This is a genomic window from Geobacillus thermoleovorans (assembly GCF_001610955.1).
Taxonomy (GTDB): domain Bacteria; phylum Bacillota; class Bacilli; order Bacillales; family Anoxybacillaceae; genus Geobacillus; species Geobacillus thermoleovorans.
Genome location: NZ_CP014335.1, coordinates 1,522,644 through 1,544,345, shown reverse-complemented (window position 1 = coordinate 1,544,345; position 21,702 = coordinate 1,522,644). Strand labels below are relative to the sequence as shown.

Annotated in this window: 27 protein-coding genes; 8 read left to right on the top strand and 19 right to left on the bottom strand. The window is 54.2% G+C overall.

The genetic code is table 11. From position 1 onward, the window contains the following. Positions 1-3: 3 nt before the first annotated feature. From GT3570_RS07715 to GT3570_RS07690, 6 genes are all read right to left on the bottom strand, one after another. Positions 4-897 carry a hydroxymethylglutaryl-CoA lyase gene (locus GT3570_RS07715; RefSeq protein ID WP_015374747.1) on the bottom strand — a complete coding sequence of 298 codons (894 nt, stop codon included), beginning with the start codon at positions 895-897 and terminating at the stop codon, positions 4-6. A gap of 16 nt (positions 898-913) precedes the next feature. Beyond that, positions 914-1,126 (bottom strand): acetyl-CoA carboxylase biotin carboxyl carrier protein subunit, encoded by a 213-nt coding sequence (locus tag GT3570_RS07710; protein ID WP_011231095.1) that lies wholly within the window; start codon positions 1,124-1,126, stop codon positions 914-916. A gap of 26 nt (positions 1,127-1,152) precedes the next feature. After that, positions 1,153-2,505, bottom strand: coding sequence for an acetyl-CoA carboxylase biotin carboxylase subunit (gene accC / locus GT3570_RS07705; protein ID WP_015374745.1), 1,353 nt, complete (start codon positions 2,503-2,505; stop codon positions 1,153-1,155). Positions 2,506-2,576: 71 nt separating this feature from the next. Further along, a complete protein-coding gene (locus GT3570_RS07700) occupies positions 2,577-4,211 on the bottom strand; it encodes an AMP-binding protein (RefSeq protein ID WP_023634451.1) in 1,635 nt (544 codons plus the stop codon). Positions 4,212-4,270: 59 nt separating this feature from the next. Then, positions 4,271-5,413, bottom strand: coding sequence for an acyl-CoA dehydrogenase (locus GT3570_RS07695; protein ID WP_011231092.1), 1,143 nt, complete (start codon positions 5,411-5,413; stop codon positions 4,271-4,273). Between the two features lie 136 nt (positions 5,414-5,549). Beyond that, positions 5,550-6,176, bottom strand: coding sequence for a TetR/AcrR family transcriptional regulator (locus tag GT3570_RS07690; RefSeq protein WP_011231091.1), 627 nt, complete (start codon positions 6,174-6,176; stop codon positions 5,550-5,552). A 258-nt stretch (positions 6,177-6,434) separates the two neighbouring features. Between GT3570_RS07690 and GT3570_RS07685 the strand changes: the two genes are divergently transcribed. Further along, entirely contained in the window at positions 6,435-6,683 is a 249-nt protein-coding gene (locus GT3570_RS07685; RefSeq protein ID WP_013145420.1) for a hypothetical protein, read from the top strand. 6 nt (positions 6,684-6,689) lie between these two features. After that, positions 6,690-6,824 carry a hypothetical protein gene (locus GT3570_RS19070; RefSeq protein ID WP_020755515.1) on the top strand — a complete coding sequence of 45 codons (135 nt, stop codon included), beginning with the start codon at positions 6,690-6,692 and terminating at the stop codon, positions 6,822-6,824. A 49-nt stretch (positions 6,825-6,873) separates the two neighbouring features. On the opposite strand, the gene GT3570_RS07680 is transcribed toward GT3570_RS19070, so the two are convergent. Then, the gene (locus tag GT3570_RS07680) at positions 6,874-7,662 is read right to left on the bottom strand and encodes a GNAT family N-acetyltransferase (RefSeq protein WP_062898599.1); all 789 of its coding nucleotides are present in this window, start codon (positions 7,660-7,662) and stop codon (positions 6,874-6,876) included. A gap of 167 nt (positions 7,663-7,829) precedes the next feature. Between GT3570_RS07680 and GT3570_RS07675 the strand changes: the two genes are divergently transcribed. Then, on the top strand, positions 7,830-8,087 hold the full coding sequence (locus GT3570_RS07675) for a DUF6154 family protein (RefSeq protein WP_023634448.1): 258 nt from the start codon (positions 7,830-7,832) through the stop codon (positions 8,085-8,087). A gap of 166 nt (positions 8,088-8,253) precedes the next feature. Here the strand turns inward: GT3570_RS07675 and ilvA are convergent, their stop codons facing one another. Next, the gene (gene ilvA / locus GT3570_RS07670; protein ID WP_062899095.1) at positions 8,254-9,462 is read right to left on the bottom strand and encodes a threonine ammonia-lyase; all 1,209 of its coding nucleotides are present in this window, start codon (positions 9,460-9,462) and stop codon (positions 8,254-8,256) included. 412 nt (positions 9,463-9,874) lie between these two features. Here ilvA and GT3570_RS07665 point away from each other — a divergent pair, with 412 nt between their 5' ends. The 3 genes from GT3570_RS07665 to GT3570_RS07655 all read left to right on the top strand — a co-directional run bounded on the left by GT3570_RS07665 (position 9,875) and on the right by GT3570_RS07655 (position 12,771). Further along, positions 9,875-10,006: a hypothetical protein gene (locus tag GT3570_RS07665; protein ID WP_014195711.1), complete on the top strand. Its 132-nt coding sequence runs from the start codon at positions 9,875-9,877 to the stop codon at positions 10,004-10,006. Between the two features lie 38 nt (positions 10,007-10,044). Further along, positions 10,045-11,307, top strand: a complete 1,263-nt coding sequence (locus GT3570_RS07660) for a two-component system sensor histidine kinase NtrB (protein WP_011231085.1) — start codon at positions 10,045-10,047, stop codon at positions 11,305-11,307. A gap of 96 nt (positions 11,308-11,403) precedes the next feature. Next, a complete protein-coding gene (locus GT3570_RS07655; RefSeq protein WP_062898598.1) occupies positions 11,404-12,771 on the top strand; it encodes an MATE family efflux transporter in 1,368 nt (455 codons plus the stop codon). 98 nt (positions 12,772-12,869) lie between these two features. Here the strand turns inward: GT3570_RS07655 and GT3570_RS07650 are convergent, their stop codons facing one another. The 7 genes from GT3570_RS07650 to GT3570_RS07635 form a co-directional block, all read right to left on the bottom strand. Next, entirely contained in the window at positions 12,870-13,763 is an 894-nt protein-coding gene (locus GT3570_RS07650; protein WP_011231083.1) for a DUF1028 domain-containing protein, read from the bottom strand. Between the two features lie 139 nt (positions 13,764-13,902). After that, a complete protein-coding gene (locus GT3570_RS17890; protein WP_011231082.1) occupies positions 13,903-14,043 on the bottom strand; it encodes a YjcZ family sporulation protein in 141 nt (46 codons plus the stop codon). Positions 14,044-14,076: 33 nt separating this feature from the next. Beyond that, the gene (locus GT3570_RS17885; RefSeq protein ID WP_011231081.1) at positions 14,077-14,175 is read right to left on the bottom strand and encodes a YjcZ family sporulation protein; all 99 of its coding nucleotides are present in this window, start codon (positions 14,173-14,175) and stop codon (positions 14,077-14,079) included. Between the two features lie 125 nt (positions 14,176-14,300). Then, a complete protein-coding gene (rarD, locus tag GT3570_RS07645; protein ID WP_011231080.1) occupies positions 14,301-15,230 on the bottom strand; it encodes an EamA family transporter RarD in 930 nt (309 codons plus the stop codon). Between the two features lie 185 nt (positions 15,231-15,415). Further along, complete coding sequence (locus GT3570_RS17880) at positions 15,416-15,520, bottom strand: YjcZ family sporulation protein (protein WP_013145431.1); 105 nt, start codon at positions 15,518-15,520, stop codon at positions 15,416-15,418. Positions 15,521-15,717: 197 nt separating this feature from the next. Continuing rightward, complete coding sequence (corA, locus tag GT3570_RS07640; protein ID WP_011231079.1) at positions 15,718-16,674, bottom strand: magnesium/cobalt transporter CorA; 957 nt, start codon at positions 16,672-16,674, stop codon at positions 15,718-15,720. 237 nt (positions 16,675-16,911) lie between these two features. Continuing rightward, on the bottom strand, positions 16,912-17,799 hold the full coding sequence (locus GT3570_RS07635) for a cation diffusion facilitator family transporter (protein WP_031213137.1): 888 nt from the start codon (positions 17,797-17,799) through the stop codon (positions 16,912-16,914). Between the two features lie 168 nt (positions 17,800-17,967). On the opposite strand from GT3570_RS07635, the gene GT3570_RS07630 reads away from it, so the two are divergent. After that, positions 17,968-18,666 carry a class I SAM-dependent methyltransferase gene (locus GT3570_RS07630; protein ID WP_062898597.1) on the top strand — a complete coding sequence of 233 codons (699 nt, stop codon included), beginning with the start codon at positions 17,968-17,970 and terminating at the stop codon, positions 18,664-18,666. Positions 18,667-18,704: 38 nt separating this feature from the next. Here the strand turns inward: GT3570_RS07630 and GT3570_RS07625 are convergent, their stop codons facing one another. From GT3570_RS07625 to GT3570_RS07615, 3 genes are all read right to left on the bottom strand, one after another. Further along, a complete protein-coding gene (locus GT3570_RS07625; RefSeq protein ID WP_042379500.1) occupies positions 18,705-19,523 on the bottom strand; it encodes a M15 family metallopeptidase in 819 nt (272 codons plus the stop codon). Positions 19,524-19,572: 49 nt separating this feature from the next. Then, positions 19,573-20,283, bottom strand: a complete 711-nt coding sequence (gene deoD / locus GT3570_RS07620; RefSeq protein ID WP_011231075.1) for a purine-nucleoside phosphorylase — start codon at positions 20,281-20,283, stop codon at positions 19,573-19,575. 515 nt (positions 20,284-20,798) lie between these two features. Beyond that, positions 20,799-21,206, bottom strand: a complete 408-nt coding sequence (locus GT3570_RS07615; protein WP_011231073.1) for a hypothetical protein — start codon at positions 21,204-21,206, stop codon at positions 20,799-20,801. Between the two features lie 126 nt (positions 21,207-21,332). Here GT3570_RS07615 and GT3570_RS18710 point away from each other — a divergent pair, with 126 nt between their 5' ends. Further along, complete coding sequence (locus GT3570_RS18710; protein WP_008879283.1) at positions 21,333-21,491, top strand: hypothetical protein; 159 nt, start codon at positions 21,333-21,335, stop codon at positions 21,489-21,491. A gap of 35 nt (positions 21,492-21,526) precedes the next feature. Here GT3570_RS18710 and GT3570_RS18705 read toward each other — a convergent pair whose 3' ends face one another. Then, positions 21,527-21,691, bottom strand: coding sequence for a hypothetical protein (locus tag GT3570_RS18705; RefSeq protein ID WP_011231072.1), 165 nt, complete (start codon positions 21,689-21,691; stop codon positions 21,527-21,529). Between the last annotated feature and the right edge of the window lie 11 nt (positions 21,692-21,702).

The window sequence follows — 21,702 nt, the reverse complement described above, 5'->3', positions numbered from 1 at the left end:
TGATCAAACCGTTTGCAAATAGCGGCTCGGAAGCGGGCGGCCGATTTTATCGCGGATAAACAAAGCCGCTTTCGTCAGCTGCTCGACATCGATGCCGGTTTCAATCCCCATGCCGTGAAGCATATATACTAAATCATCGGTGGCGACGTTTCCCGACGCTCCGGGAGCGTATGGACAGCCGCCGAGGCCGCCGAGCGAGCTGTCAAACGTCGTAATCCCCATTTCCATTGACACTAAAATATTGGCCAGCGCCGTCCCTCTCGTGTCATGGAAATGCATCGCGATCCGATCAGCCGGAAAACGGCGGAGCACGATTGTGAGCACCTCTTCGACTTGCTTGGGCGTCGCGACGCCAATCGTATCGCCAAGCGACAGTTCGTCAACCCCCATCGCCAACAACCGGTCCGCCACCATCAGCACTTGATCGACGGCGACAGGCCCTTCATACGGGCAGCCAAAGACGGTGGAAACGTAGCCGCGCACCGTTTTTCCTGCTTGTTTTGCCGTTTTCACGACCGCTTCAAGCACCGGAAATGTGGCGGCGATGGTTTTGTTAATATTTTTTTGGTTGTGCGTTTCGCTCGCTGACATGAAGACGCCCACTTCATCGACCCCGGCGCCAAGCGCCCGCTCAAGCCCCTTTTCGTTGGGGACGAGCGCCGCATACGTGACGCCGGCTTTTCGGCGAATGCCCGCTGCCACTTCAACGGCGTCCGCAAGCTGCGGAATCCATTTCGGATGGACGAAGGAAGTCACCTCAATGTACGACAGCCCCGTTTCTGACAATAGGTTGATCCAAGCGATTTTATCGGCGGTCGCGATCGGCGTTGCTTCGTTTTGCAGGCCGTCGCGCGGGCCGACTTCTTTGATCGTCACCTTCGCCGGCCATCGGCTCATGCTCTGCTCCCCCTTTTTACTCAATCTCGACAAGCACGTCGCCTTCGTTCACGAAATCTCCTTCCTGCACGTGGATGTGCTTCACGACGCCAGACGTTTCCGCGGCAATCGGAATCTCCATTTTCATCGATTCCAAAATGACGACATCTTGCCCTTCTTCCACACGGTCACCGACGGCGACGACAATTTTCCATACACTTCCTGCCATCGTTGCGGTTATTTGATTCATCATTTCTTCCCCCATTCATTTCTGCTTCATTTCGTTTTTATTGGTTTCCAATGTTTCGAAAGGAAATCGGTCGTCGTATCCCCCGCTTGAAACGCCGGATGGGACAACACGGCCTCAAGCAGCGGAATGTTCGTTTTAATCCCTTCAACGCGATAGTCTCGAAGCGCTTCGAGCAAGCGTTCAATCGCCGTTTGCCGATCCGGCCCTTTGGCGATCAATTTCGCGATCATCGGATCATAAAACGGCGTGACCGTGATGCCGCTTTGAACCGCCGTTTCATGACGAATCCATTCGCCTTGTGGGGCGGAAAACACCGTAATGCGGCCGGGCGACGGGTAAAACGTGTTCGGATCTTCGGCATAAATGCGCACTTCAATGGCGTGACCGTCGCGGCGAATCTCTTCTTGTTTATAGCGGAGCGGCTCGCCGGCGGCGATGCGCAGCTGCTCTTCGACGATGTCGATGCCGGTGATTTCTTCTGTCACCGGGTGCTCGACTTGCAGCCGAGTGTTCATCTCAAGAAAATAAAAATTTTTCTGTTCATCGACGAGAAATTCAATGGTACCGGCATTTGCATAACCGATGTAACGCGCAGCCCGCACCGCCGCCTCCCCCATCTTCCGCCGCGTCTCTTCATCCAAAAACGGCGACGGCGCCTCTTCGACCACTTTTTGGTGGCGGCGTTGGATCGAACATTCACGCTCCCATAAGTAAACACAGTTGCCATTTTGGTCGGCAAGAAGCTGAATTTCAATATGGCGCGGGCGTTCAATATATTTTTCAATGTACATCGTCCCGTCGCCGAAAAACGAAGCGGCCCGTTTTTGGCTCCCTTCAAACGCTTGGCGCAGCTCAGCTTCATCGCGAGCGATATGCATGCCGATGCCGCCGCCGCCGGCTGACGCCTTCAGCATGACTGGATACCCAATCGAAGCCGCCGCTTTGGCCGCCTCATCGGCGCCATCAAGCGCAAAGGAGACGCCCGGGACGATCGGCACGCCGGCTTTTTCCATCGTCCGCCGCGCTTCGATTTTGCTGCCCATCGCCGCAATGACGTCCGCCTTCGGACCGATGAAGACGATTCCTTCTTCCTCGCAGCGGCGGGCAAACGCTGGATTTTCCGACAACAGCCCGTAGCCGGGATGGATCGCCTCCGCTTTCGCCGTTTTGGCAACCTCAATGATTTTTTCGATATTTAAATAGCTTTCCGCGACGCGCGGCTTGCCGATCAAATACGCTTCATCCGCGAGCGAGACATGAAGCGAATCGGCGTCTGCTTCGGAATAAATGGCAACCGTTTGAATGCCGAGACGTCGGCACGTGCGGATGACACGGACGGCGATTTCGCCGCGGTTGGCAATCAACACTTTCGAAAACATCGTCTCACCCTTTCTTAAAAGTACAGGTGCCGGCGCCGGACGGTTCGTCCGCCCGGCGCGGCGGTTTAGGCTTAGGTTGTTAAGCCGAGGCGCTGTTTCGCCATTTCCCGCAATTTGAATTTCTGAATTTTCCCAGATGCCGTCATCGGGTACGAGTCGGTAAATTCGATATAACGCGGGATTTTATGCCGGGAAATGTTGCCGCGGCAAAACTCGCGAATCTCCTCAGCGGTCGCCGTTTCGCCGTCTTTTAAGATGATCCACGCCATCACTTCTTCACCGTATACCTCATCCGGCACGCCGACGACTTGAACGTCCAAAATTTTCGGATGTTTGTACAAAAACTCTTCGATTTCGCGCGGATAAATGTTCTCCCCGCCGCGGATGATCATATCTTTCAGCCGGCCGGTGATGCGGCAGTAACCGTTTTCATCCATCGTCGCCAAATCGCCGGTATGCAGCCAGCCGTCTTGGTCGATCGCTTCATTTGTCGCTTCCGGATTGTTGTAATACCCTTTCATGACATGATAGCCGCGCGTGCACAGTTCCCCTTGCACACCCCGCGGCACTTCCTTGTTCGTGCCCGGCTCAACGATTTTCACTTCCACGCCCGGCAAGGCGCGGCCAACCGTTTCGACACGCAGCTCAAGCGGATCGTCGGTGCGCGTTTGCGTGATGACTGGGGACGCTTCCGTCTGCCCGTAGGCGATCGTAATGTCTTTCATCCCCATTTTCTCGATGACCGCCTTCATCACTTCGACCGGGCAAGGAGAACCGGCCATAATGCCCGTGCGCAGCGACGACAAATCGTATTTGGCAAAATCCGGGTCGTTGAGCTCGGCGATGAACATCGTCGGCACGCCGTGAAGCGCCGTGCACCGCTCCGCTTCCACCGTCTCGAGAACCCGCTTCGGATGGAACTCCACAACCGGCACCATCGTCGCCCCGACCGTCACGCATGCAAGCGTGCTCATGACGCAGCCGAAGCAATGGAAAAACGGCACCGGAATGCACAATCGATCGCCTTCGCCAAGTCCCATGCATTGCGCCACTTGGTGGGCGTTGTTGACGATGTTGTAATGCGTCAACATCACCCCTTTCGGGAATCCAGTCGTCCCGGACGTGTATTGCATGTTGATCACATCGTGCGGGTCGAGGCTCTCCATCCGTTCATCGAGTTCTTCTTCCGATACGTCGTGCGCCATCGCCAAGATGTCGTTCCATGTAAACATGCCCGGGTGCCGTTTGTCGCCAAGAAAGATCACGTTTTTCAACTTCGGCAGCCGTTTCGATTGCAGCTGTCCGGGCGCCGACGTGCGCAGCTCGGGAACGATTTCATATAAAATATCGATATACGACGAGTCGCGATATTGCTCAATCAAAAAGAGCGTCGTCGAGTCGGACTGCCGAAGCAAATACTCAAGCTCCGCCGCGCGGTAGTTCGTATTGACCGTAACGAGCACCGCTCCCATTTTGCCGGTCGCAAACTGGCAGGCGATCCATTCCGGGACGTTCGTCGCCCAAATGGCGACATGCTCCCCTTTTTCGATGCCAAGCCGCATCAACCCGCGCGCAACGAGGCGGCAATAGTCGTTAAACTGCCGATACGTCAGACGCAAGCCGCGGTCGGCATACACGACCGCCTCGCGATCCGCATATTGCCTGGCTCGCTCTTCCAACAATTTCCCCACCGTCACCGTCAACATCGGCCGTTTCCTCCCCTTTGTCCGAATTCATTGTTATGGATATGCAGGCATTTCCGCTTTTAGCATCCCAGTTGGCGGGCGATGACGAGCCGTTGGATTTCTGATGTGCCTTCGCCGATTTCCATGAGCTTGATATCCCGCAAATGGCGCTCAACGCCGTACTCTTTCATATAGCCGTATCCGCCGTGAATTTGAATCGCCTGGTTGCAGACGCGGAACCCCATTTCCGACGCAAACAGCTTGGCGAACGATGCTTCTTTTGTAAACGGTTTCCCTTGGTCTTTCAACCAAGCCGCCTTGTACACCATATTGCGGGCAAGCTCAATTTCCATCGCCATGTCAGCGAGCTTAAACTGGATCGCTTGAAACTTGGAAATCGGCTGGCCAAACTGAACGCGTTCTTTCGCGTATTGAAGCGCTTTCTCAAACGCCGCTTGCGCGATGCCGACGGCTAAAGCTGCGATGGAAATGCGGCCGCCATCAAGCGTGTACAAAAACTGTTTAAACCCTTTTTGAGGGTCGCCCAAGACGTTTTCTTTCGGCACGCGGACGTTCTCGAAAACAAGCTCGCACGTATTGGACGCGCGCACGCCCATCTTGTCGTAATTCGAACGGATCGTAAATCCTGGGGAGTCAGTTGGCACGATGAGAGCGGTGATGATGTTTTTGCCGCGCGCATCTTTGCCTGTCACGGCGGTGACAATGACTTGCCGCGCGTATTGGGCGTTCGTGATCCAGCATTTTTCGCCGTTGATGACATATTCATCGCCATCGAGCACCGCTGTTGTGCGCGTGCCCCCAGCATCGGACCCGGCGTTCGGCTCCGTGAGCCCAAAAGCGCCAAGCGTCTCTCCTTTGGCCATCGGCACGAGCCATTTTTGTTTCTGCTCCTCTGTTCCAAAGTAATAAATGGGACTCGCCCCAAGTGACACGGCGGCCGCATAGCTTAGCCCGGTGCCGCCGCAGGCGCGGCCGATTTCCTCAACGGCGATGGCATACGAAATCGTATCGCCTCCAGCGCCGCCGTATTCTTCCGGAAACGGCAAACCCAATAGCCCCAACTCGCCCATTTTGCGGAAGACATCCAGCGGAAAATGCGCCTCTTCATCCCATTTCGCCGCGTATGGGGCAATTTCCTTCTCAGCAAAGTCGCGAACCATTTCTTTAATCATTTGTTGCTCTTTTGTTAATGAAAAATTCATCCTGTCCCTCTCCCCCATAGAAAATGTTCTATCATTTGAACCGACTAGTCGGTTTTAGTAAGAAAACGAGTGTAAACGGTTTTGATTTTTGAAGCGTTTTCAAAACCGACTAGTTGGTCTGTATACGATCAACAACTTATTCGGCGGCCGGCCGCAACAAAAACCGCGCCGCCGCTGGGTTTTCTGGTGTGCGGAGCACCGCATGCAAAATGAAATCGGCAAAATACGCCGCGATCTCCTCAATTGACAACGGACCATCCGGATTGTACCATTTGTATGTCCAGTTGACCATGCCGATAATGGACATGCCAGTAATCTCCACCGACAGCTCCGGACGAAACTCGCCGGCCTCGATTCCCTCGCGGATGACGCGAAAAATAATTTGTTTAAATTCTTCGCGCTTTTCATTGATCGGTTCGGCGTATTCCGGTTTTAAGTACGTGCTTTCCTGGTAAAACACGGTGATGTGTGGTTTATACAAATGAAACACTTTGACAAACGACTGAACGATGGCGTACAAGCGCTCGGTCGGCGTAGGGAAGCCCTCATACGCCTCCTGCGCTTTTGTCAGCGCATACGTAATAAAGACGTCATGAATATGGTAAAGCAACTCGTCTTTTGATTTAAAATTATGGTAAAACCCGCCTTTCGACGTATCGCTTTCCGCGACGATGCGGTCGACCGTCACGCCATGGTAGCCATATTTCTCAAACAAATGAAGAGCGGTGTCGATAATGCGGTCTCGAAGCGGTTTCTCTGCCATAACAGTCTCCTTCGCCTGAACTGTAAAACATTTCGAAAAAAGCAAAATCTTCTTCTTGTTTATTAAGATACTCGACAGTTGCAGCCATTGTCAACAAAAATCGTTCCGGCGCCCGAAAAATGGAGGCGTCTTTCGCCGCACATCGTCCGATCGGCTGCGCGAGCCCTATCCCCTAGCCGCACGAACTGAAACAAAACAGATGACCTATACATAATCACGGCCGTTTTTCCAAAAGATAAAAACCGGAGGTGGCTTTCATTGGAACCGATGCTATGCCCAAACTGCAAAACGAACCGGACGCGGTTTCATCTCATTGAGCAGCACCCGCGTGCGGTCAAGCTCGATCCGCACACCGGCGACATCGAGCACGAATACACAAACGAAGCGCTCGAACCGTTCCATCTCCCATACCGCGGCCCGAGCTACCGCGTCCAATGCGGCGTCTGCGGGCTGATCGAAGATGCGGACATGTTCATTCAGCGCGCTAAATCGTCTCCATTGAGGTGATTCGATATGGCGAACAAAAAACAAACACCTTCTTCCATCGCTGACCAAAAACAGCTCGTCAACGACAAGGCAAAAGCGATGCGGGAGCACGGCGGCGAGCACATTCGCCGCGGCACGCCCAACGGCGCAGACGGACAATAACCGCCAGCCTGCTTTTGTACACAAGCAAGCTGGCGGGACTTCCGCCCTTCTAACGGTACATCGCCCACAATCCGATATCGCGAAAACCAAGGCGATGGTAAATGCGGCCGGCGTCTGGATTGTCATAAAACAAGCACGGCATCTTCCCTTCAGCGAGCAAATCGCAAACGAGCTTCGCCACGATGGTGCTGGCATACCCTTTCCCTCGATGCTCCTGATCCGTGCAGACGCCGACGATCATCGCCGACAATGAGTTTTCCGCTGATGTCGATGCCGCGGCCACCATTCGGCCGTCTTGTTCAATGTAGTACGTTCTAGCTGAATTGGTTTCCATCCCTTTTACTAGCATATCGCGGGACGACGGCCTCGTCTCAAATTCGACAATGCGGCGCCGCAAGTCGAGAATCCGGTCGACATCGGCCAATTCGGCTTTTTTGACGGCGAACGCCCCCATTTCTTGACGGGCGTATTCATCCGTCCGACACTCGCAAAAGTAAAGCGTTCGCTTCTCCCCAAGCGGCAGCCGCTCTTCGAACTGCCTGGCAATGTCCGCCTTGCCGGACAGCTGGATGGACGATGATTGGGCTGTCTCGCGGATGAGACGAGCAAAGCCATCGGCATCAAAATCGCCAGGCGCATACGGAATGTAGGAATCGTAATAACGGAGCAGCACCGCCTTCAGCGAGCCAGCATCGTCAAACTGCCCCCAAACGTCTTGGAAATCGGCGTCATAGCCAAACGACTCAATATCGCCGATGATAAATAAATTGAACGACGGATCTTGCCGCAAAAACGAAAATACTTGTTGATCGTCTTCGGCCGTTAACCGGCGAATCATAGAATTCCCCCGCTTTTCGAATGATATTTTTTCCATTATACTATGAATCATCCCTGTTGCCAATGGCATTTGTGGCGTCAAACCGAGAGGACTGCCGATGCCCCTAAGTCTGCATCGGCCAACTGCAAAGAAAGGAGGAAGCCCGCTCTCAAAAAAGCGAGGCGACGATGCCGATGAAGTTTATTGACGATCTGTACGAATACTATAAAGATCGACTGACCGGAGATGAAGAAGACGCCGAAGCGGTGGCGATGTCGATTTTGGATGAACTCGACCGCCGCGATGTGCTCAAGCTGATCGGTGAGATGACTGATGAAGAGCTGCTTGGCATGTTCGGTTTGTATGTCCTGGAAAGCTTGAAAGCGAAAATGGCCCGCGAAGGCCTCGGCGCGACGCGGCCGCAAGATGCGCCGCGCGTGCATTGACAAAACAAAACGGCTGTCCCCCATGTCATAAGGAACAGCCGCTATGTTGGGCAAATGATGGTTTCGTATTCATTTGGCAGCCCTGTGAACATGATTTCGAAGACGGCTTTTCCATTGCTTGCTTAACAGACAGCGGCGAAACACAAACCGTTTTCCCATCGCACGCTCATCGGTAAAACTGTACATCATAGCCTTCTTTCAACAACACTTGGTAGATTTGCTGAATATGGTCTTCGTTTTTTGTCTCGAGCGAAAAGTGAATTTCCGCCTGGCCCGGCAACACTTTAGCGCCGATGCGCTGATGATGAATCGACATGACATTCGCCTCGAGCTCGGCGATAATGCGAAGCAGTTTGTTCAACTGGCCCGGCTTGTCGGAGATGACCGTTGTAAACGTAACGAATCGCCCGGCTTCGACAAGCCCCCGCTCAATAATGCGGGAAATGAGCGTCACATCGACGTTGCCGCCGCTTAGCACAGCGGCGACTTTTTTGCCGCGAAACGGCAGCTTTTGATACAACAATGCCGCCAACGGACAAGCTGCCGCCCCTTCGATTAACAGCTTGTTCCGCTCGAGCACATACAGCATCGTCCGTGAAATTTCCGCCTCTTCCACGCACACAACGCCATCGACGTATTGCTCAATGTATTGGTACGTAATATTGCCCGGCTTTTTCACGGCAATCCCATCGGCGATCGTATTCGATGCGGCAATGGAGACGGGCTGTTTATGGCGTATGGCTGCCGTCATGCCTGGGCAAGCCGATGACTCAACGCCGTACACTTCAACCGATGGCTTCAGCTGTTTTAACGTAAACGCCAGGCCGGCCAACAAGCCGCCGCCGCCGACCGGACAAAGAACGACATCGACGTCGGGAAGCTGCTCGATCAGCTCCAAGCCGATCGTCCCTTGGCCAGCCATCACCGCCAAGTCGTCAAACGGGTGTACAAACGTCATTCCCCGCTCGCGCTGCAACTCTAACGCATATTCCAAAGACTCGTCAAACACATCGCCGTACAGCACGACTTCCGCCCCGTAGCTTTTCGTCGCTTCAATTTTGCTGAGCGGCGCGCCTTTTGGCATGACGATCGTGCACGGAATATGAAGCATGCCGCTCGCATAGGCGACCCCTTGGGCGTGGTTGCCGGCCGAAGCGGCGATGACGCCGCGCGCCCTCTCTTCTTCCGTGAGCGACATAATTTTATTGAATGAGCCTCTTACCTTAAACGAACCTGTTTTTTGCAAATTTTCCAGTTTCATATACACGTCATTGCCGGACAGCCGGCTGAACGTCTGCGAATGCTCAAGCGGCGTTTGGTGGACGATGCCTTTCATTTTCGCTCGCGCTTGTTCAATGTCTGTTAACGTCAACATCATCAAACCACCCTTTCCGATCGGGCGACCGGTTCTTGTTCACCCCGCTTTATTATATACAAAACATTTCATCACCGACAAATGTTGCTTTTCTTTAGTTGGTTTTGGATTATTTTTAGCATATAGTTTTGTTGCATAAAATCATGTTCAACAAACATCGCTGCAACCCGCTTCCTTTGTCAAACCGTTTGAACGTTGGACTTGTCCCAAAACATCAGAGTGTTTCTAGGGGAAGAGCTGTCTACGGTCTGTTCTTTTTCTTTTGTGAATATTGTTTATTTAGAACATTGTTCTATAGATTTGGCCAATTGCCAACGGGAAAAAGCGGCCAAAAAGATCGGCGATAGGCAAACGCGAGGGAATTTGCTAATATGAAAGAAAAGCATTCGGAATACGAAAGGATGAAGCGATTGTGACTAAAAAGTTGTACTATACAGCGCCGGATGTTGCCGCGTGGACAACGGCGATGACAAGCGTCCGCCAAGGCGGCGAAACATATGTCGTCAGGATGTCCGCCATAGCCAACGGAGGGCGGTTTTTGTAAAATAAAAAACGAAATGTGCAGCTAAGGAGTTTGGAAAGATGAACGATCGACTCGTACAATCGCAAATCGAAGAACTCGAACGAAAGCTGCGCGCTTATGAGCGGCTCATCGAAAAGCTTCCGTTTCCGTTCACCTTTGCCGATTATGAAAGTGGAATCGCCATCGAAAAAAAGCGCGGCGACGTCCGGCCGCACCTTCGCACCATTCCGCCGTCCCTTGAAAAGGAAGCCAAATGGCAGTGGGATATTGACTTGCATCGCGACGTACCGTTTGAAAAAGTGGAAGCCTTTTTGACGCCGTTGCTCGATCTCGTTCCGCACCACATTGTCTTTGTCGACGCTCAAGGGATCATCACGCTTTGCAATTTGCAGGCGGCTGTTGACACCGGCGTGGATCGCGATGCCATCATCGGCAAACATATTCGCGAGCTGCTGAAGCTCCCTGATGAGCTGATCGCGACGCTCGAATCGCTTGAAAAAGGCGAGCCGCTTTACAATTACGAAGTGCTCGACCGATTTTACGGGATCGTCAACACCCGTTTTATTTACAACGATGACGGATCGATCAAACGAGTCATCAGTATGTTTCAGTCGCTCAATATGATGAAAGAAACAGAAAAGCTGGCGGTCGCTGGCCGCATCGCCGCCGGCATCGCCCATGAAATCCGCAATCCGCTGACGACGGTGCGCGGATATTTGCAACTATTGAAAAGCGACTTGCCGGATCGCATCGCCTCGCTCGTTGAGCGGCTTTTAATTCCTGAGCTCGACCGGGCGAACGACATTATCACGGATTTTTTGAATATCGCCAAGCCGGCGGACGTCAAAATGGAGACGTTCAACTTGCACCGCTTTTTGCGCGACGATGTCGGCGTCCTATTGCAAAGCGAAGCGCTATTGCATAACGTCGACGTCCATTTTGACCTTGATGACCAGCTTGACGATTACGAAATGAACGGCGACCGCAGCCAGCTTTTGCAAGTGTTTTTAAACTTATTTCGCAACGCCGTGGAAGCAAAAGTGGCGAAAACGATGAGGGTGTCGATCTGCAGCCGAAAAATCAACCATCTCGTTCAGCTTCGCTTCTGCGACGATGGGCCCGGCATTCCGCCGTCGGTCATCGACCATGTTTTCGATCCGTTTTTTTCAACGAAGGAAACGGGAACTGGGCTCGGCCTGTCATTATCGAAAAAAATCGTCGAACTGCATCGCGGGACGATGAAAGTGCAAAGCGACGCGCACGGCACATGTTTTTTGATCGAATTTCCGCTTTGCAGCCAACCGCCGTTTCTTTCGTCATAAATCGCTTCCGAAGAGGGGGCCATCCCAGCTTCGGAAGTGGGGAGATTGATGATTTAGAACAATGTGTCACTTTATCACAGAAAAGGAGGAGCCATTATGGCAACGACCGCTCCGCCCAACGGCAAATGGCGGCGCCTGTTCGCCTTGTTTCTTCCCATTTTTGTTTCGCAAACCGGTCAATATGCCATGAACTTTGTCGATGTCGCCATGTCCGGTCATGCGAGCGCCGAAGATCTTGCCGGCGTCGCGATCGGCTCAAGCCTATGGGTGCCGGTGTTTACCGGCGCCGGCGGCATTTTGCTCGCCCTGTCCCCGATCGTCTCACACCATTTCGGCGCCGGACGGCATGACTCGATCACTCGCGCCGTCGCCCAGGCGCTCTACTTGGCTGTCGCGCTTGCTGTCGCCATTGTCCTGATCGGCGCCGCTGCCGTGCCGTTTATCTTGAAACAGATGTCTTTGGATGAAAACGTTCGGCATATCGCCTTTCATTATTTGCGCGCCTTGTCGTTTGGGATCATCCCTCTGTTTCTTTATTCTGTGCTCCGCTATTTCATCGATGCGCTTGGGCAAACGAAAGTGACGATGTGGATTACGCTCACCGCCTTGCCGGTCAATATGCTGTTCAACTGGTTGTTGATTTACGGGCATGGCGGATTTCCGCGCCTTGGCGGCATCGGCACTGGTTACGCGACGGCGATCACGTATGCGTACTGCTTCGCGGCCGCTGCCTTTGCCGCTTTGAAATTTCGGCGCTTGGCTCCCTATCGTGTACTCGTCCGTTTCTACCGTCCGTCATGGGCCGCATGGAAAGAGTTGCTGAAAACCGGGGTGCCGATCGGGTCGGCCATCTTTTTTGAAACGAGCATTTTCGCTGCTGTGACGCTGCTTGTCGGCCGGTTTGGCGCGGAAACGGTCGCCGCGCATCAAAGCGCCCTCAACTTCGCTTCACTGTTGTATATGATTCCACTCAGCTTATCGATGGCGCTGACGATCGCCGTGGGCGTTGAAGCCGGGGCCAACCGTTATGAAGCCGCCAAACAATATTGCTTGATCGGCATCACCCTCGCCTTGGCCGTCGCCGCCGCAGCAGCGCTGTTCCTTTCCGCCTTCCGCAGCCATGTCGCCCGGCTGTATACAAACGATCCGACAGTGGCGGCGTTGACAGGGAAGTTTTTGCTCTATGCGATCTTCTTTCAAGTTTCCGATGCCATCGCCGCTCCCATCCAAGGAGCGCTGCGGGGCTATAAAGAGGTAAACGCCGTTTTTTGGTCCGCTCTTCTCGCCTATTGGGGCGTTGGGCTTCCGCTTGGCTGCGCGCTCGCTCTACTGACTACCGCCGGGGCGTTCGGCTATTGGATCGGCCTGATCGCCGGATTGGCAACGGGCGCGCTGTTTCTCAGCTTTCGCCTGCGGGCCGTTTGGCGCAGACATGACAGCGGGCGTGCGCCATGCGCCTTTTAAGAGGGAGCGGTCGATAAACAAGGATGTCCCGCCCAGTTCTAGGGACATCCTTTTTGTTGCAGCATGATGGATCATGCAGTCGACAAGGCCGGTTTCCCTTAGCCGACCTCGTTAGGCGACGGCTGCTGCTTCATATACTGTAATACATCGAGGTCGATTTTTCCTTTCTCCACTTGGCGCTCCTCAAAATTTTCTGTATGTATATACACGGTCAGCGCCTCATGAAGCGCCTCGCGATCCGCCGAGCGCTCTTTCGACAAATAACCGAGACGGACCAAGTGGGCGGCCACCTCTTCCTTTACCGTTCCTTCAATCGCTGCCACTTTTTCGGGACGCGGTTTCTCAAAGTAAAGCTGGCGCAACTGATACAAGCGAATAAGCTCCTCGATCGGCCGCGGGTGATCATCGACGCGCAAGTCGATATAACGGTCATTGTAGCCGCCATATCCCCCTCCTTCTTTCACGACAAGCAAGGCGGCCGACTGTTGCCCGCGGCGGTCGCCCCCCGCTGCCTGACCAGCTTGAAGCGCCTTTAACAATCGCTCGGCGAGCGGACCTTTTGTCTGCTCAAACGCCCTTCCCATTGCCAGCACCGTTTCCTCGCCGGCTAAAATATTGCCTTGAGCCGCATAGTTCGGCCCGGTGATGCCCCCGGCCCACGGGTAACATTTTTTCCCGGTGAACGTCGCCGCCCGTCCTTTCGCATCCACGATGCCGACTTGGCGCAAATCGCGCTCACTGTCATCGGCAACGAGCAACTCAAGCGTTTCTTGCGCCGATTTCCCTTTTGCCATCCATTCGAGGCCGCGCGGTCCGTACGACGTGTTGGCGTACGATTGCGTCGCCACCGCTCCGACGCCCGCTTTCGCCCACGGAACAACCGCACCAACGCCTAAAAATTTCGATTGAACAGCGATGCCAAGCTCCCCGGTCGCCGGATCGAACGCGACGATCGAAAACGTCGCGACGATGTCTTTTGCAATATGTGTCATTTCCCCGTCCTCCATATGCTTTCCATTTTCTCATCGTTTATGATTTCTCCACTTCCTTTCGTTGTTCCTGCCTGTTCACAAAAAAAGCGGGGGAAACAGCCGTTGCCCGGCCGTCTCCCCCCGCATGCCCATCATCCGCCTAGCACCATGTTGCCCCGACGATAATGAGCAAAATAAACAAAACGACGATCAGCACAAAGCCGTAGCCGTAGCCGCCGTAACCCGGATAACCGAAGCCATAGCCGCCCCAGCCCCAGCCGCCATAAAAGCCATATGGCATATTCGTCACCTCCTTGCTAGCAAGTAAGAGGCATCAGTACACCCAACCACCGATACATGCACATCCGACAATAATCAACAAGATGAACAGAACGACGATCAACGCGAATCCGCCGCCGTAAGCTGCACCCATTTGCCAGCACCTCCTTCGTTTTTGTACTAGTAGACTATTCAGAAGCCGAGGAAATGGTTAGATGTTTCGGCAAAAATGGGTATTTGCCGCAACGTAAAAAAAAACGGTCCATCCGCGGACCGATGTTATGCTCCGAGCGAGTTTCGCTTCCATTTTTTCCGCCCCGGCGCTTGCTTGATTTGAACAGCGGAAAACAAAATAAGCGCCGTCCAGATGCAGCTAAACGCATAAAAATGCGCTTTCGTAAACGGCTCGCCGAACAAAAAGACGCCAAGGAGAAGGCTGATCGTCGGCGAAATGTATTGCAAAAAACCAAGTGTTGTCATTGACACACGCTTCGCCCCTTTGGCGAAATACAAAAGCGGCACGGCCGTCGCTGGCCCGGCTCCAGCCAACAGCGCCCATTGCCACCATTCGGCCGTCTTGACGAGGGCTGGCGTTTCGTTGTACACACATAATAAGTAAACGGCTGAAAGCGGCATGACGGCCATTGTTTCAAGCGTCAAGCCAATGGACGAGTCAACGCTGGCCAGTTTTTTCACTAAGCCGTAAAACCCGAACGTCAACGCGAGCGATATGGCGACCCACGGAAACGCGCCATATTCCGCCGTCATCGCCGCCACGCCGGCGGCGGCAAGAAAAACAGCGGCCCACTGCCCAACGCTCAACCGCTCGCGCAATACGATCGTCCCAAGCGCCACGCTGACAAGCGGGTTGATATAATAGCCGAGGCTCGTTTCAACGACATGATGATGATTCACCGCCCATATGTAGACAAACCAGTTGGCGCTGATGAGCACGGCAGCAGCGGCGATCCCCCATGCCTTAGCCGGCTTACGGCGCATCGCCCGAAGCTCCCGGCGGAAGGCGCCAAGCTGCCCATTCGCTGCCAGAAGGATGGCCATAAACACGAACGACCACACGATGCGGTGCGCCAAAATCTCAAGCGCCGGGCGCGCCTCTAGCAGCTTCCAGTACAGCGGCAATACTCCCCACAGCAAGTACGAAGCAGCCGTATACAAGATGCCTTGCTTTTCTTCGCTCCAATGCCCCACGTCGTCTTCTCCTTTTCCATGATCATTTCTGTTTCATTATACCGCCGCCGCTTCACTTTATCCATCAAAACACTCACCCGCATCGCTCGACGCGGTTGCCCAATGGAGAAGGGGCGCAGCTGAATATGAGCACCCGCCCCCTTCGCGGCCCGTTTGACCGCCGTCCTTTCTTATTTTTTCGCTCATCAAGCGACACAGGCACAGCCAACAATAATCAGTAAAATGAACAGGACGATGACGACCGTATAACCGCTGTTGACAAAACCGCTCACGGCGGGCACCTCCTTCATCGGTTCACAGGGCCATCATATGCGCCCGCCCGCCCAAACGGCCGGGCGAATGCCCAAATTTCTAGAAGATTGGTGAAAAACCGCGTTTTCTTCAAAAAGATTGGTCCACGAACGCACGGAAGAGCCGTTGATCCATTGGCGAAAGCTCCTTGCTGGAGCGTTTTCTCCGTTAAATCACCGACCTTCTAGAAAAACGCCTATTTTTCTTTCGTCCCCGTCTCTCCCCACCAACCTTTTCGCTTAAAATAGAGGGCGATGAGCATAGCAACGGTTGCCATGAGCAACAAGGCAAACGGGTAGCCGTATCTCCATTTCAGCTCTGGCATAAACGCAAAATTCATGCCGTATACACCGGCGATAAACGTCATCGGCAAAAATATGACGCTCACCAATGTCAATGTCTTCATAATGACGTTCATATGATCTGATTTGAGCGACAGTTGCAAATCGAAAATGGCGGACAATGATTCCTTAAACGCGTCGAGCGCGGCGGGCACGCGTGAGAATCGCGACGCCACTTCCTCGATATACGGATTCGTCTCTTGATTGATATACGGCAAATCAGCGTGGCGGATCATTTTGATCGCTTCTTCCTGCGCCTCGGCGATTTGGCGCAGCTCATGAAGATGTGTTTTCATCCGATAAATCTCGCGCCCGATTTCGTTGGCAAACGGGGTCGCAAACACTTGCCGTTCAAGCGTCTGAATGCGGTCAGCGATCTGATCGATGACTTGCAAAAAACGGATGGCGGCCAAGTCTAAAAAGTGATACAGCACGTACCCAGGATACAGCGCCTGACCGCGATGGTTCAACAAACGTTCTTTCACTTGATCAACAAGCGGATCGTTTTCATCCATATAGCTGATCATATATTGGCTGCCGGCCAGCAAACGAACGTTCACTGTCCGGCCGGACGGACGAACGATAAACAGCGATAAGAAGAAACATCCTTCGTATTCGTCAAACGTGGGAATATCTGTCCCGTTCATCAGCCGCTGTTGGGCGAGAGGGTGAATGGACAGCGAAGAAAGAAGCTGCTCCAAATCCGGCTTGGCGGCGGCGGTGAAATGAAGCCAACACGACTGGCTGCCTGCCGGCGCATGGCGTTTGTACGTTCCGTCAACCGTCAAACGAAAGTTATGCTCGATCGCCATAGACTGACGTCCTTTCCATGCAAACGATTTTAATTGTATTGTTTGCTGTTTGCCGCAAAACTACTCCCCTCCCGCCGCCAAAAACAAGTCAGCGGCAACGGTTTGGCCGCATCCGCTCGCTGTTGGCGACAAGCAGCTTCTCCCGGCTGCATCCCGGCTGCAAAGCGTCACATCCCGACAAGTCATTCGCTGTCTAGGCGCCTCGCCGCGTCCGCCCGCCAATGCGCCCGAAGCCAGTCAGCGCACCGCTTCCGGTTCCACATGGACGTGCGTCGCCCGAATGTTATGCCGGTTTCGCATCAAACGCTCGACTTCATCAGCGATTTCATGACTTTTTGCCACCGTCAAATGCGAGTCAACGCGGATCGTCACTTCCAGCACAATGTCGTTGCCTAACATGCGCGCTTTAATGTCAGCGACATCGCGCACGCCGCTCACCGCCGCGATTTCGTCTTTATAAACGGCGAGCTGCTGTTCATCAAAACCGTCGGTGAGCGTATGCGCCGTCTCCATAAACACCTCCCACGCCGTCTTGCCAATCATCGCCCCGATAACAAGCGCCGCCAGCGGATCAAGCCATGGCCACCCAAGCCGCGCGCCGGCGATGCCAATGGCGGCGCCAATGCTCACCAGCGCATCCGATAAATTGTCTTTCGCCACGGCCGCCAGCGCCATGCTGTTCGTCCGCCGCGCCAGCCGGCGATTGATTGCATAAACGCCAATCATAACGGCCGCCGAGGCGAGCGCAACCACAGCCGCTAAAACGTCAGGAGCCGCTGCCTTTTCCTTGCCGAACAGCGAGCGGATGCCGCTTGTGATCACGTCAATGCCAATGGACATCATCAAAAAAGCGGCCAACAGCGAGGAGATGTTCTCCGCCCGCGAATGTCCGTACGGGTGGTTGCAATCACGCGGTTTTTTAGCGATTTTCATGCCGATATAGACTGCCGAGGAAGCGATAATATCACTCAAATTATTCCAACCGTCCGCTTCCACCGCATCCGAGCCGAACACCGCCCCAGCCAACAGCTTGCCGGTCGAAAGGAGAAGATAGACGAAAATGCTCAGCAGTGCGCCCGCCTCGGCTCCTTGTTTTCGATCCACTTTCTTCACCAACCTAGCCATCTCATTCTTGCACGTATCAGTGTACCAGCTTGAAGCCGGTTGGGTCTACAGCAAGAAAATTTCCTTTTTTCATAAGAATAGGGACAAGCAAATTTTTTTGTCTAAAGGCAAAATCGAGCGCATTTGCGTATGATAAACCAAGTCGAAACAAAAAAAGGAGAGGAACAGATGTCTGCATATTTAGACTGGTTGGCGGACATGGGGATCGATGGCGCTCACCCAGGCGGTTTTGAGTTAACAAAACAAATCTTACGTAAACTTAAGATCGACCGTTCGACATCCGTGCTTGACGTCGGCTGCGGCACCGGACAGACGGCGGCTTATATCGCCGAACAGTACGGGGCCAACGTCACCGCCATCGACATCCACCCGACGATGATTGCCAAGGCGAAACAGCGTTTTGCCTCCAAGGCGGTCTCAGTCCGTTTGCATCGCGCCTCGGTCGAAGCGCTCCCGTTTCCCGCCGGGACGTTTGACCTTGCGCTTTCTGAATCGGTGCTTGCTTTCGTTTCATTGCCAAACGCGCTCTCCGAAATCCGCCGCGTGCTCAAAAACGATGGCCTATTCGTCGGCATTGAAGCGTGTCATGAGCGGCTGACCGCCGCCGAGCAAAAGCAAATCGCCGCCTTTTACGGCTTCCGTCAGCTAATGACATCAGCGGAGTGGAAAGAAGTGCTCGAACAAAGCGGCTTTGGCTGCCGCCAGTTTTCCTACGCGGCTGCGGCCGAAGCGCCAAGCCTTGGGGCACCCATCGTCATCGCCCTTCCGCCGACACCGGAGATGGCGAGCATGTGGCAGATGCACCAACAGTTGACAGCTCAATTCGGCGACCGTCTTGGCTATTGCGTCTTTTGCTGCGAACCATAGCTGGCAAGAAAAACGGCGTCCTCGACGAGACGCCGTTTTCACACTTTTTTCACTACTTTGAAATATTCTTCAAGCGTCAAGCCGCGCTTTTTGATCACCGCGGCCGCCTTCCGCCCAACATAGCGGAGATGCCACGGCTCATACTTGTAGCCGGTCACCGCTTCCTTTCCTTTCGGGTAGCGGATGATGAATCCGTACTCGTGCGCATGGGCGGCTACCCATTGCCCTTCTTTTGTCGCCCCGAACGATTGGGTCAGCTGACAGCCGGCCGAGCGGCTGCTGATATCGACCGCCAGCCCTGTCTGATGCTCGCTCTGCCCTGGGTGAGCGACCGCTTGAACCGCTTTTTCCTTCCCTTTTTGCCGCACTTCTTCAGCAAAAATCACCTGCTGCCGCTCGTATGAACGATAAGCGGACACGGCCACCAGCTCAATGCCATCGCGGCGTGCGGCGGCAAACATCTCCTCAAGCGCCGCGGCCGCTTCGGCCCGCATATGCCGTTTTTCCGCGTTCGGGTCAGCACACACAAACGGCACGCGCGGCACGACCAAGTCCGCCGGCTTATAGCCAGGCGGGAGCGACTGTTCTTTATTGACGAGCACCAAAATGTTGTCAGGGTTTTGAATCACTTTTTGTCCGTTTTGCACCTTGACGATGTTCCAATATTTCGCCTCAAGCTGCAAATCGGGATCGACGGGGCTCTGGCTCGTTTTCCCCTGCTGATAATCGCTTGGGTGCACCGCGCTTTCCGGCGGCTGGCCGGACGGGCCGGCCGCACCGTTGCTGCCGCTCTCCCCTGTTTGGCAGCCGGCGAGCAGCAGGCATACCAACATCGCCGCTTGCCATCGCTGGTTCATGTTCCTTCTCCTTTTCTGTTTTCCCAGGCCCAAGCGCCCGGCATCCCAATCACGCGCCATTGCGGATCGCCGCTTCAAGCGCCACTTCAATCATCTCGTTAAACGTCATTTGCCGCTCCTCAGCCGTTGTTTCTTCTCCGGTGAGAATATGGTCGCTGACCGTCAGCACCGACAGCGCCCGGCAGCCGAATTTCGCCGCCAGCGTATAGAGCGCCGCCGTTTCCATCTCGACGGCCAATACACCGTAGCGCGCCCACGTTTCCCAATTCGGTTCATCATTGTAAAACATGTCGGCGGTGAACACATTGCCGACTTTTAGCGCCAGCCCTTTTTCCACACCTACTTCATACGCCGTCCGCAGCAGATGGAAATCGGCGGTTGGCGCATAATCGCGGCCGCGGAAAATGAGCCGGTTCATGTTGGAATCGGTCGACGCGCTCATCGCCAAAATGACGTCGCGGACGCGCACATCCGGCTGAATCGCTCCGCACGTTCCGACGCGGATGAGCGTCTTTACGCCGTAGCTTTGGATCAGTTCGTTCACATAAATCGAAATGGACGGCACGCCCATGCCGGTCCCTTGCACGGAAATGCGCTCCCCTTTATACGTCCCGGTAAATCCGAGCATGCCGCGCACTTCGTTGTAGCATACCGCTCCTTCCAGAAACGTTTCGGCAATGTATTTGGCGCGCAGCGGATCACCCGGCAGCAAAATGCGCTCCGCGATCTCCCCTGTCTTCGCTCCGATATGTACGCTCAATGGGATTCCTCCTTTGGTTTGAACGATCGTTGTCGGGCCATGCCCTCGTCTATCATATCATATGTTTGCGGAAAATGGCAGTCTTCCTTCGAGTAGCCGAGGCGGCGAACGGGCATACTATGTGTGCCTGCCCGAGGAGAAAGGAGGAAAAGACCGATGAAAAAGAAACTCGAACAAGCGGTGGAATACGCCAACAAAACCAATCCATCGTCCAAATCAAACAATCAGCCGTCCACATCGAAAAAGGAAAAGACCAAATTCTAACATCATTCCGAAAGAAGTCTCCCACTTCGAAACGTGAAGGTGCACGAGCACCCGTCCATGTGGGAGATGAATGTTGGCCGGCAATCGCTGTCGGATCGAATCACATGTTGTTCAAACGGGCACCTTCGAAACGAAGGGAAGCGGAAAGGGTCCTTGTGCGGCTTGTCGTTTGGCACATATGCAAATCGCTGAAAGCTCCCCCTATGCACTCGCGTAGGTGGGTGAGTCGTTTGCGGGGGAGCCGCTCTCTTTTATGATGTTTTGGATCGGCGGTAATCGCTGCGATGGCGGCGCGCCAAATACCGCTCATTGATATACAGCACCTTTTTGTCTTTGCTGCGCGTATATTTTTTCTCGCGCTCGCGCCGCCTGGCGACAAGCCAACAGGAAAACAAATACAGTGGAAAGACGAGCTGCATCGCGCCGGCAAAGACATACCAAAAACCGTTGATATCGGCCAAATCGCGCAAGTACACGTCGATGCCGCTGAGCCGATAGTACATGTCAGCAACGATGGCAGCGATGATGACGACGTTGACCGCATGGAGAAGGGGCACGCTTCTCCAGCGGAACAAGAGTCGCTCAACTTGCCCTTTGACCCAAAGCAATGCCGCAATCGAGACGACGCACAAGAGCAGCGACAGCGCCAGTGCGGCCATCGTTTCGCCCCCTTCCCTCTTTTCTCCTGCGCCCGCCGCATGATGCCGCCTGCAAACATTTTCCGTCGATGAACCGCCGCCAGACCGCATACACTAACGACAACGACGGTTCAAGGAGGGAAAACGATGGGCAAAAAACACCGCAACCGCATTAACGGGCAGAAAAAGAACAACCATATTCCAAAAGAAGCATTGATCGCTGAAGATGAGGCGCATGCCAAAGAATATTCCGCCGCCGGCGGCCGGAAAAACGGTCCGGGCCATCACGACAATCCAGAATCGTGACAAACCGCAGAAACCCTTGTGCGATACAAGGGTTTCTATCGCGGTTCCGACGGCTCGGATTCGTCCCAAGCAAGCGTGACGACTTTTGTATATTCCCCGCGTTCAATTTCCTCTTTTGTCGCTCTTTCATTCAGCTCCTCATCGTCGTCGATGCCCGGGGCCACCGTCGGCATGTCGCGCCGCCGTTCGTCATGTTCCATCAAGTCCGCCC

Coding starts and splice junctions, on each gene's coding strand:
- GT3570_RS07625 (WP_042379500.1), bottom strand. CDS start 19,523: ATGAACCAGCGATGGCAAGCGGCGATGTTGGTATGCCTGCTGCTCGCC.
- GT3570_RS07700 (WP_023634451.1), bottom strand. CDS start 4,211: ATGTTGACGGTGACGGTGGGGAAATTGTTGGAAGAGCGAGCCAGGCAA.
- GT3570_RS07675 (WP_023634448.1), top strand. CDS start 7,830: ATGCCGATGAAGTTTATTGACGATCTGTACGAATACTATAAAGATCGA.
- ilvA (WP_062899095.1), bottom strand. CDS start 9,462: ATGTTGACGTTAACAGACATTGAACAAGCGCGAGCGAAAATGAAAGGC.
- GT3570_RS07615 (WP_011231073.1), bottom strand. CDS start 21,206: ATGGCCGCACTGGCGCTGTCGCTGCTCTTGTGCGTCGTCTCGATTGCG.
- GT3570_RS07660 (WP_011231085.1), top strand. CDS start 10,045: ATGAACGATCGACTCGTACAATCGCAAATCGAAGAACTCGAACGAAAG.
- accC (WP_015374745.1), bottom strand. CDS start 2,505: ATGTTTTCGAAAGTGTTGATTGCCAACCGCGGCGAAATCGCCGTCCGT.
- GT3570_RS07680 (WP_062898599.1), bottom strand. CDS start 7,662: ATGATTCGCCGGTTAACGGCCGAAGACGATCAACAAGTATTTTCGTTT.
- GT3570_RS19070 (WP_020755515.1), top strand. CDS start 6,690: ATGGCGAACAAAAAACAAACACCTTCTTCCATCGCTGACCAAAAACAG.
- GT3570_RS07655 (WP_062898598.1), top strand. CDS start 11,404: ATGGCAACGACCGCTCCGCCCAACGGCAAATGGCGGCGCCTGTTCGCC.
- GT3570_RS18705 (WP_011231072.1), bottom strand. CDS start 21,691: ATGGAACATGACGAACGGCGGCGCGACATGCCGACGGTGGCCCCGGGC.
- GT3570_RS18710 (WP_008879283.1), top strand. CDS start 21,333: ATGGGCAAAAAACACCGCAACCGCATTAACGGGCAGAAAAAGAACAAC.
- GT3570_RS07715 (WP_015374747.1), bottom strand. CDS start 897: ATGAGCCGATGGCCGGCGAAGGTGACGATCAAAGAAGTCGGCCCGCGC.
- GT3570_RS07635 (WP_031213137.1), bottom strand. CDS start 17,799: ATGGCTAGGTTGGTGAAGAAAGTGGATCGAAAACAAGGAGCCGAGGCG.
- GT3570_RS17885 (WP_011231081.1), bottom strand. CDS start 14,175: ATGGGTGCAGCTTACGGCGGCGGATTCGCGTTGATCGTCGTTCTGTTC.
- GT3570_RS07710 (WP_011231095.1), bottom strand. CDS start 1,126: ATGAATCAAATAACCGCAACGATGGCAGGAAGTGTATGGAAAATTGTC.
- GT3570_RS07650 (WP_011231083.1), bottom strand. CDS start 13,763: ATGACACATATTGCAAAAGACATCGTCGCGACGTTTTCGATCGTCGCG.
- GT3570_RS07630 (WP_062898597.1), top strand. CDS start 17,968: ATGTCTGCATATTTAGACTGGTTGGCGGACATGGGGATCGATGGCGCT.
- GT3570_RS17890 (WP_011231082.1), bottom strand. CDS start 14,043: ATGCCATATGGCTTTTATGGCGGCTGGGGCTGGGGCGGCTATGGCTTC.
- GT3570_RS17880 (WP_013145431.1), bottom strand. CDS start 15,520: ATGAAGGAGGTGCCCGCCGTGAGCGGTTTTGTCAACAGCGGTTATACG.
- GT3570_RS07690 (WP_011231091.1), bottom strand. CDS start 6,176: ATGGCAGAGAAACCGCTTCGAGACCGCATTATCGACACCGCTCTTCAT.
- corA (WP_011231079.1), bottom strand. CDS start 16,674: ATGGCGATCGAGCATAACTTTCGTTTGACGGTTGACGGAACGTACAAA.
- GT3570_RS07695 (WP_011231092.1), bottom strand. CDS start 5,413: ATGAATTTTTCATTAACAAAAGAGCAACAAATGATTAAAGAAATGGTT.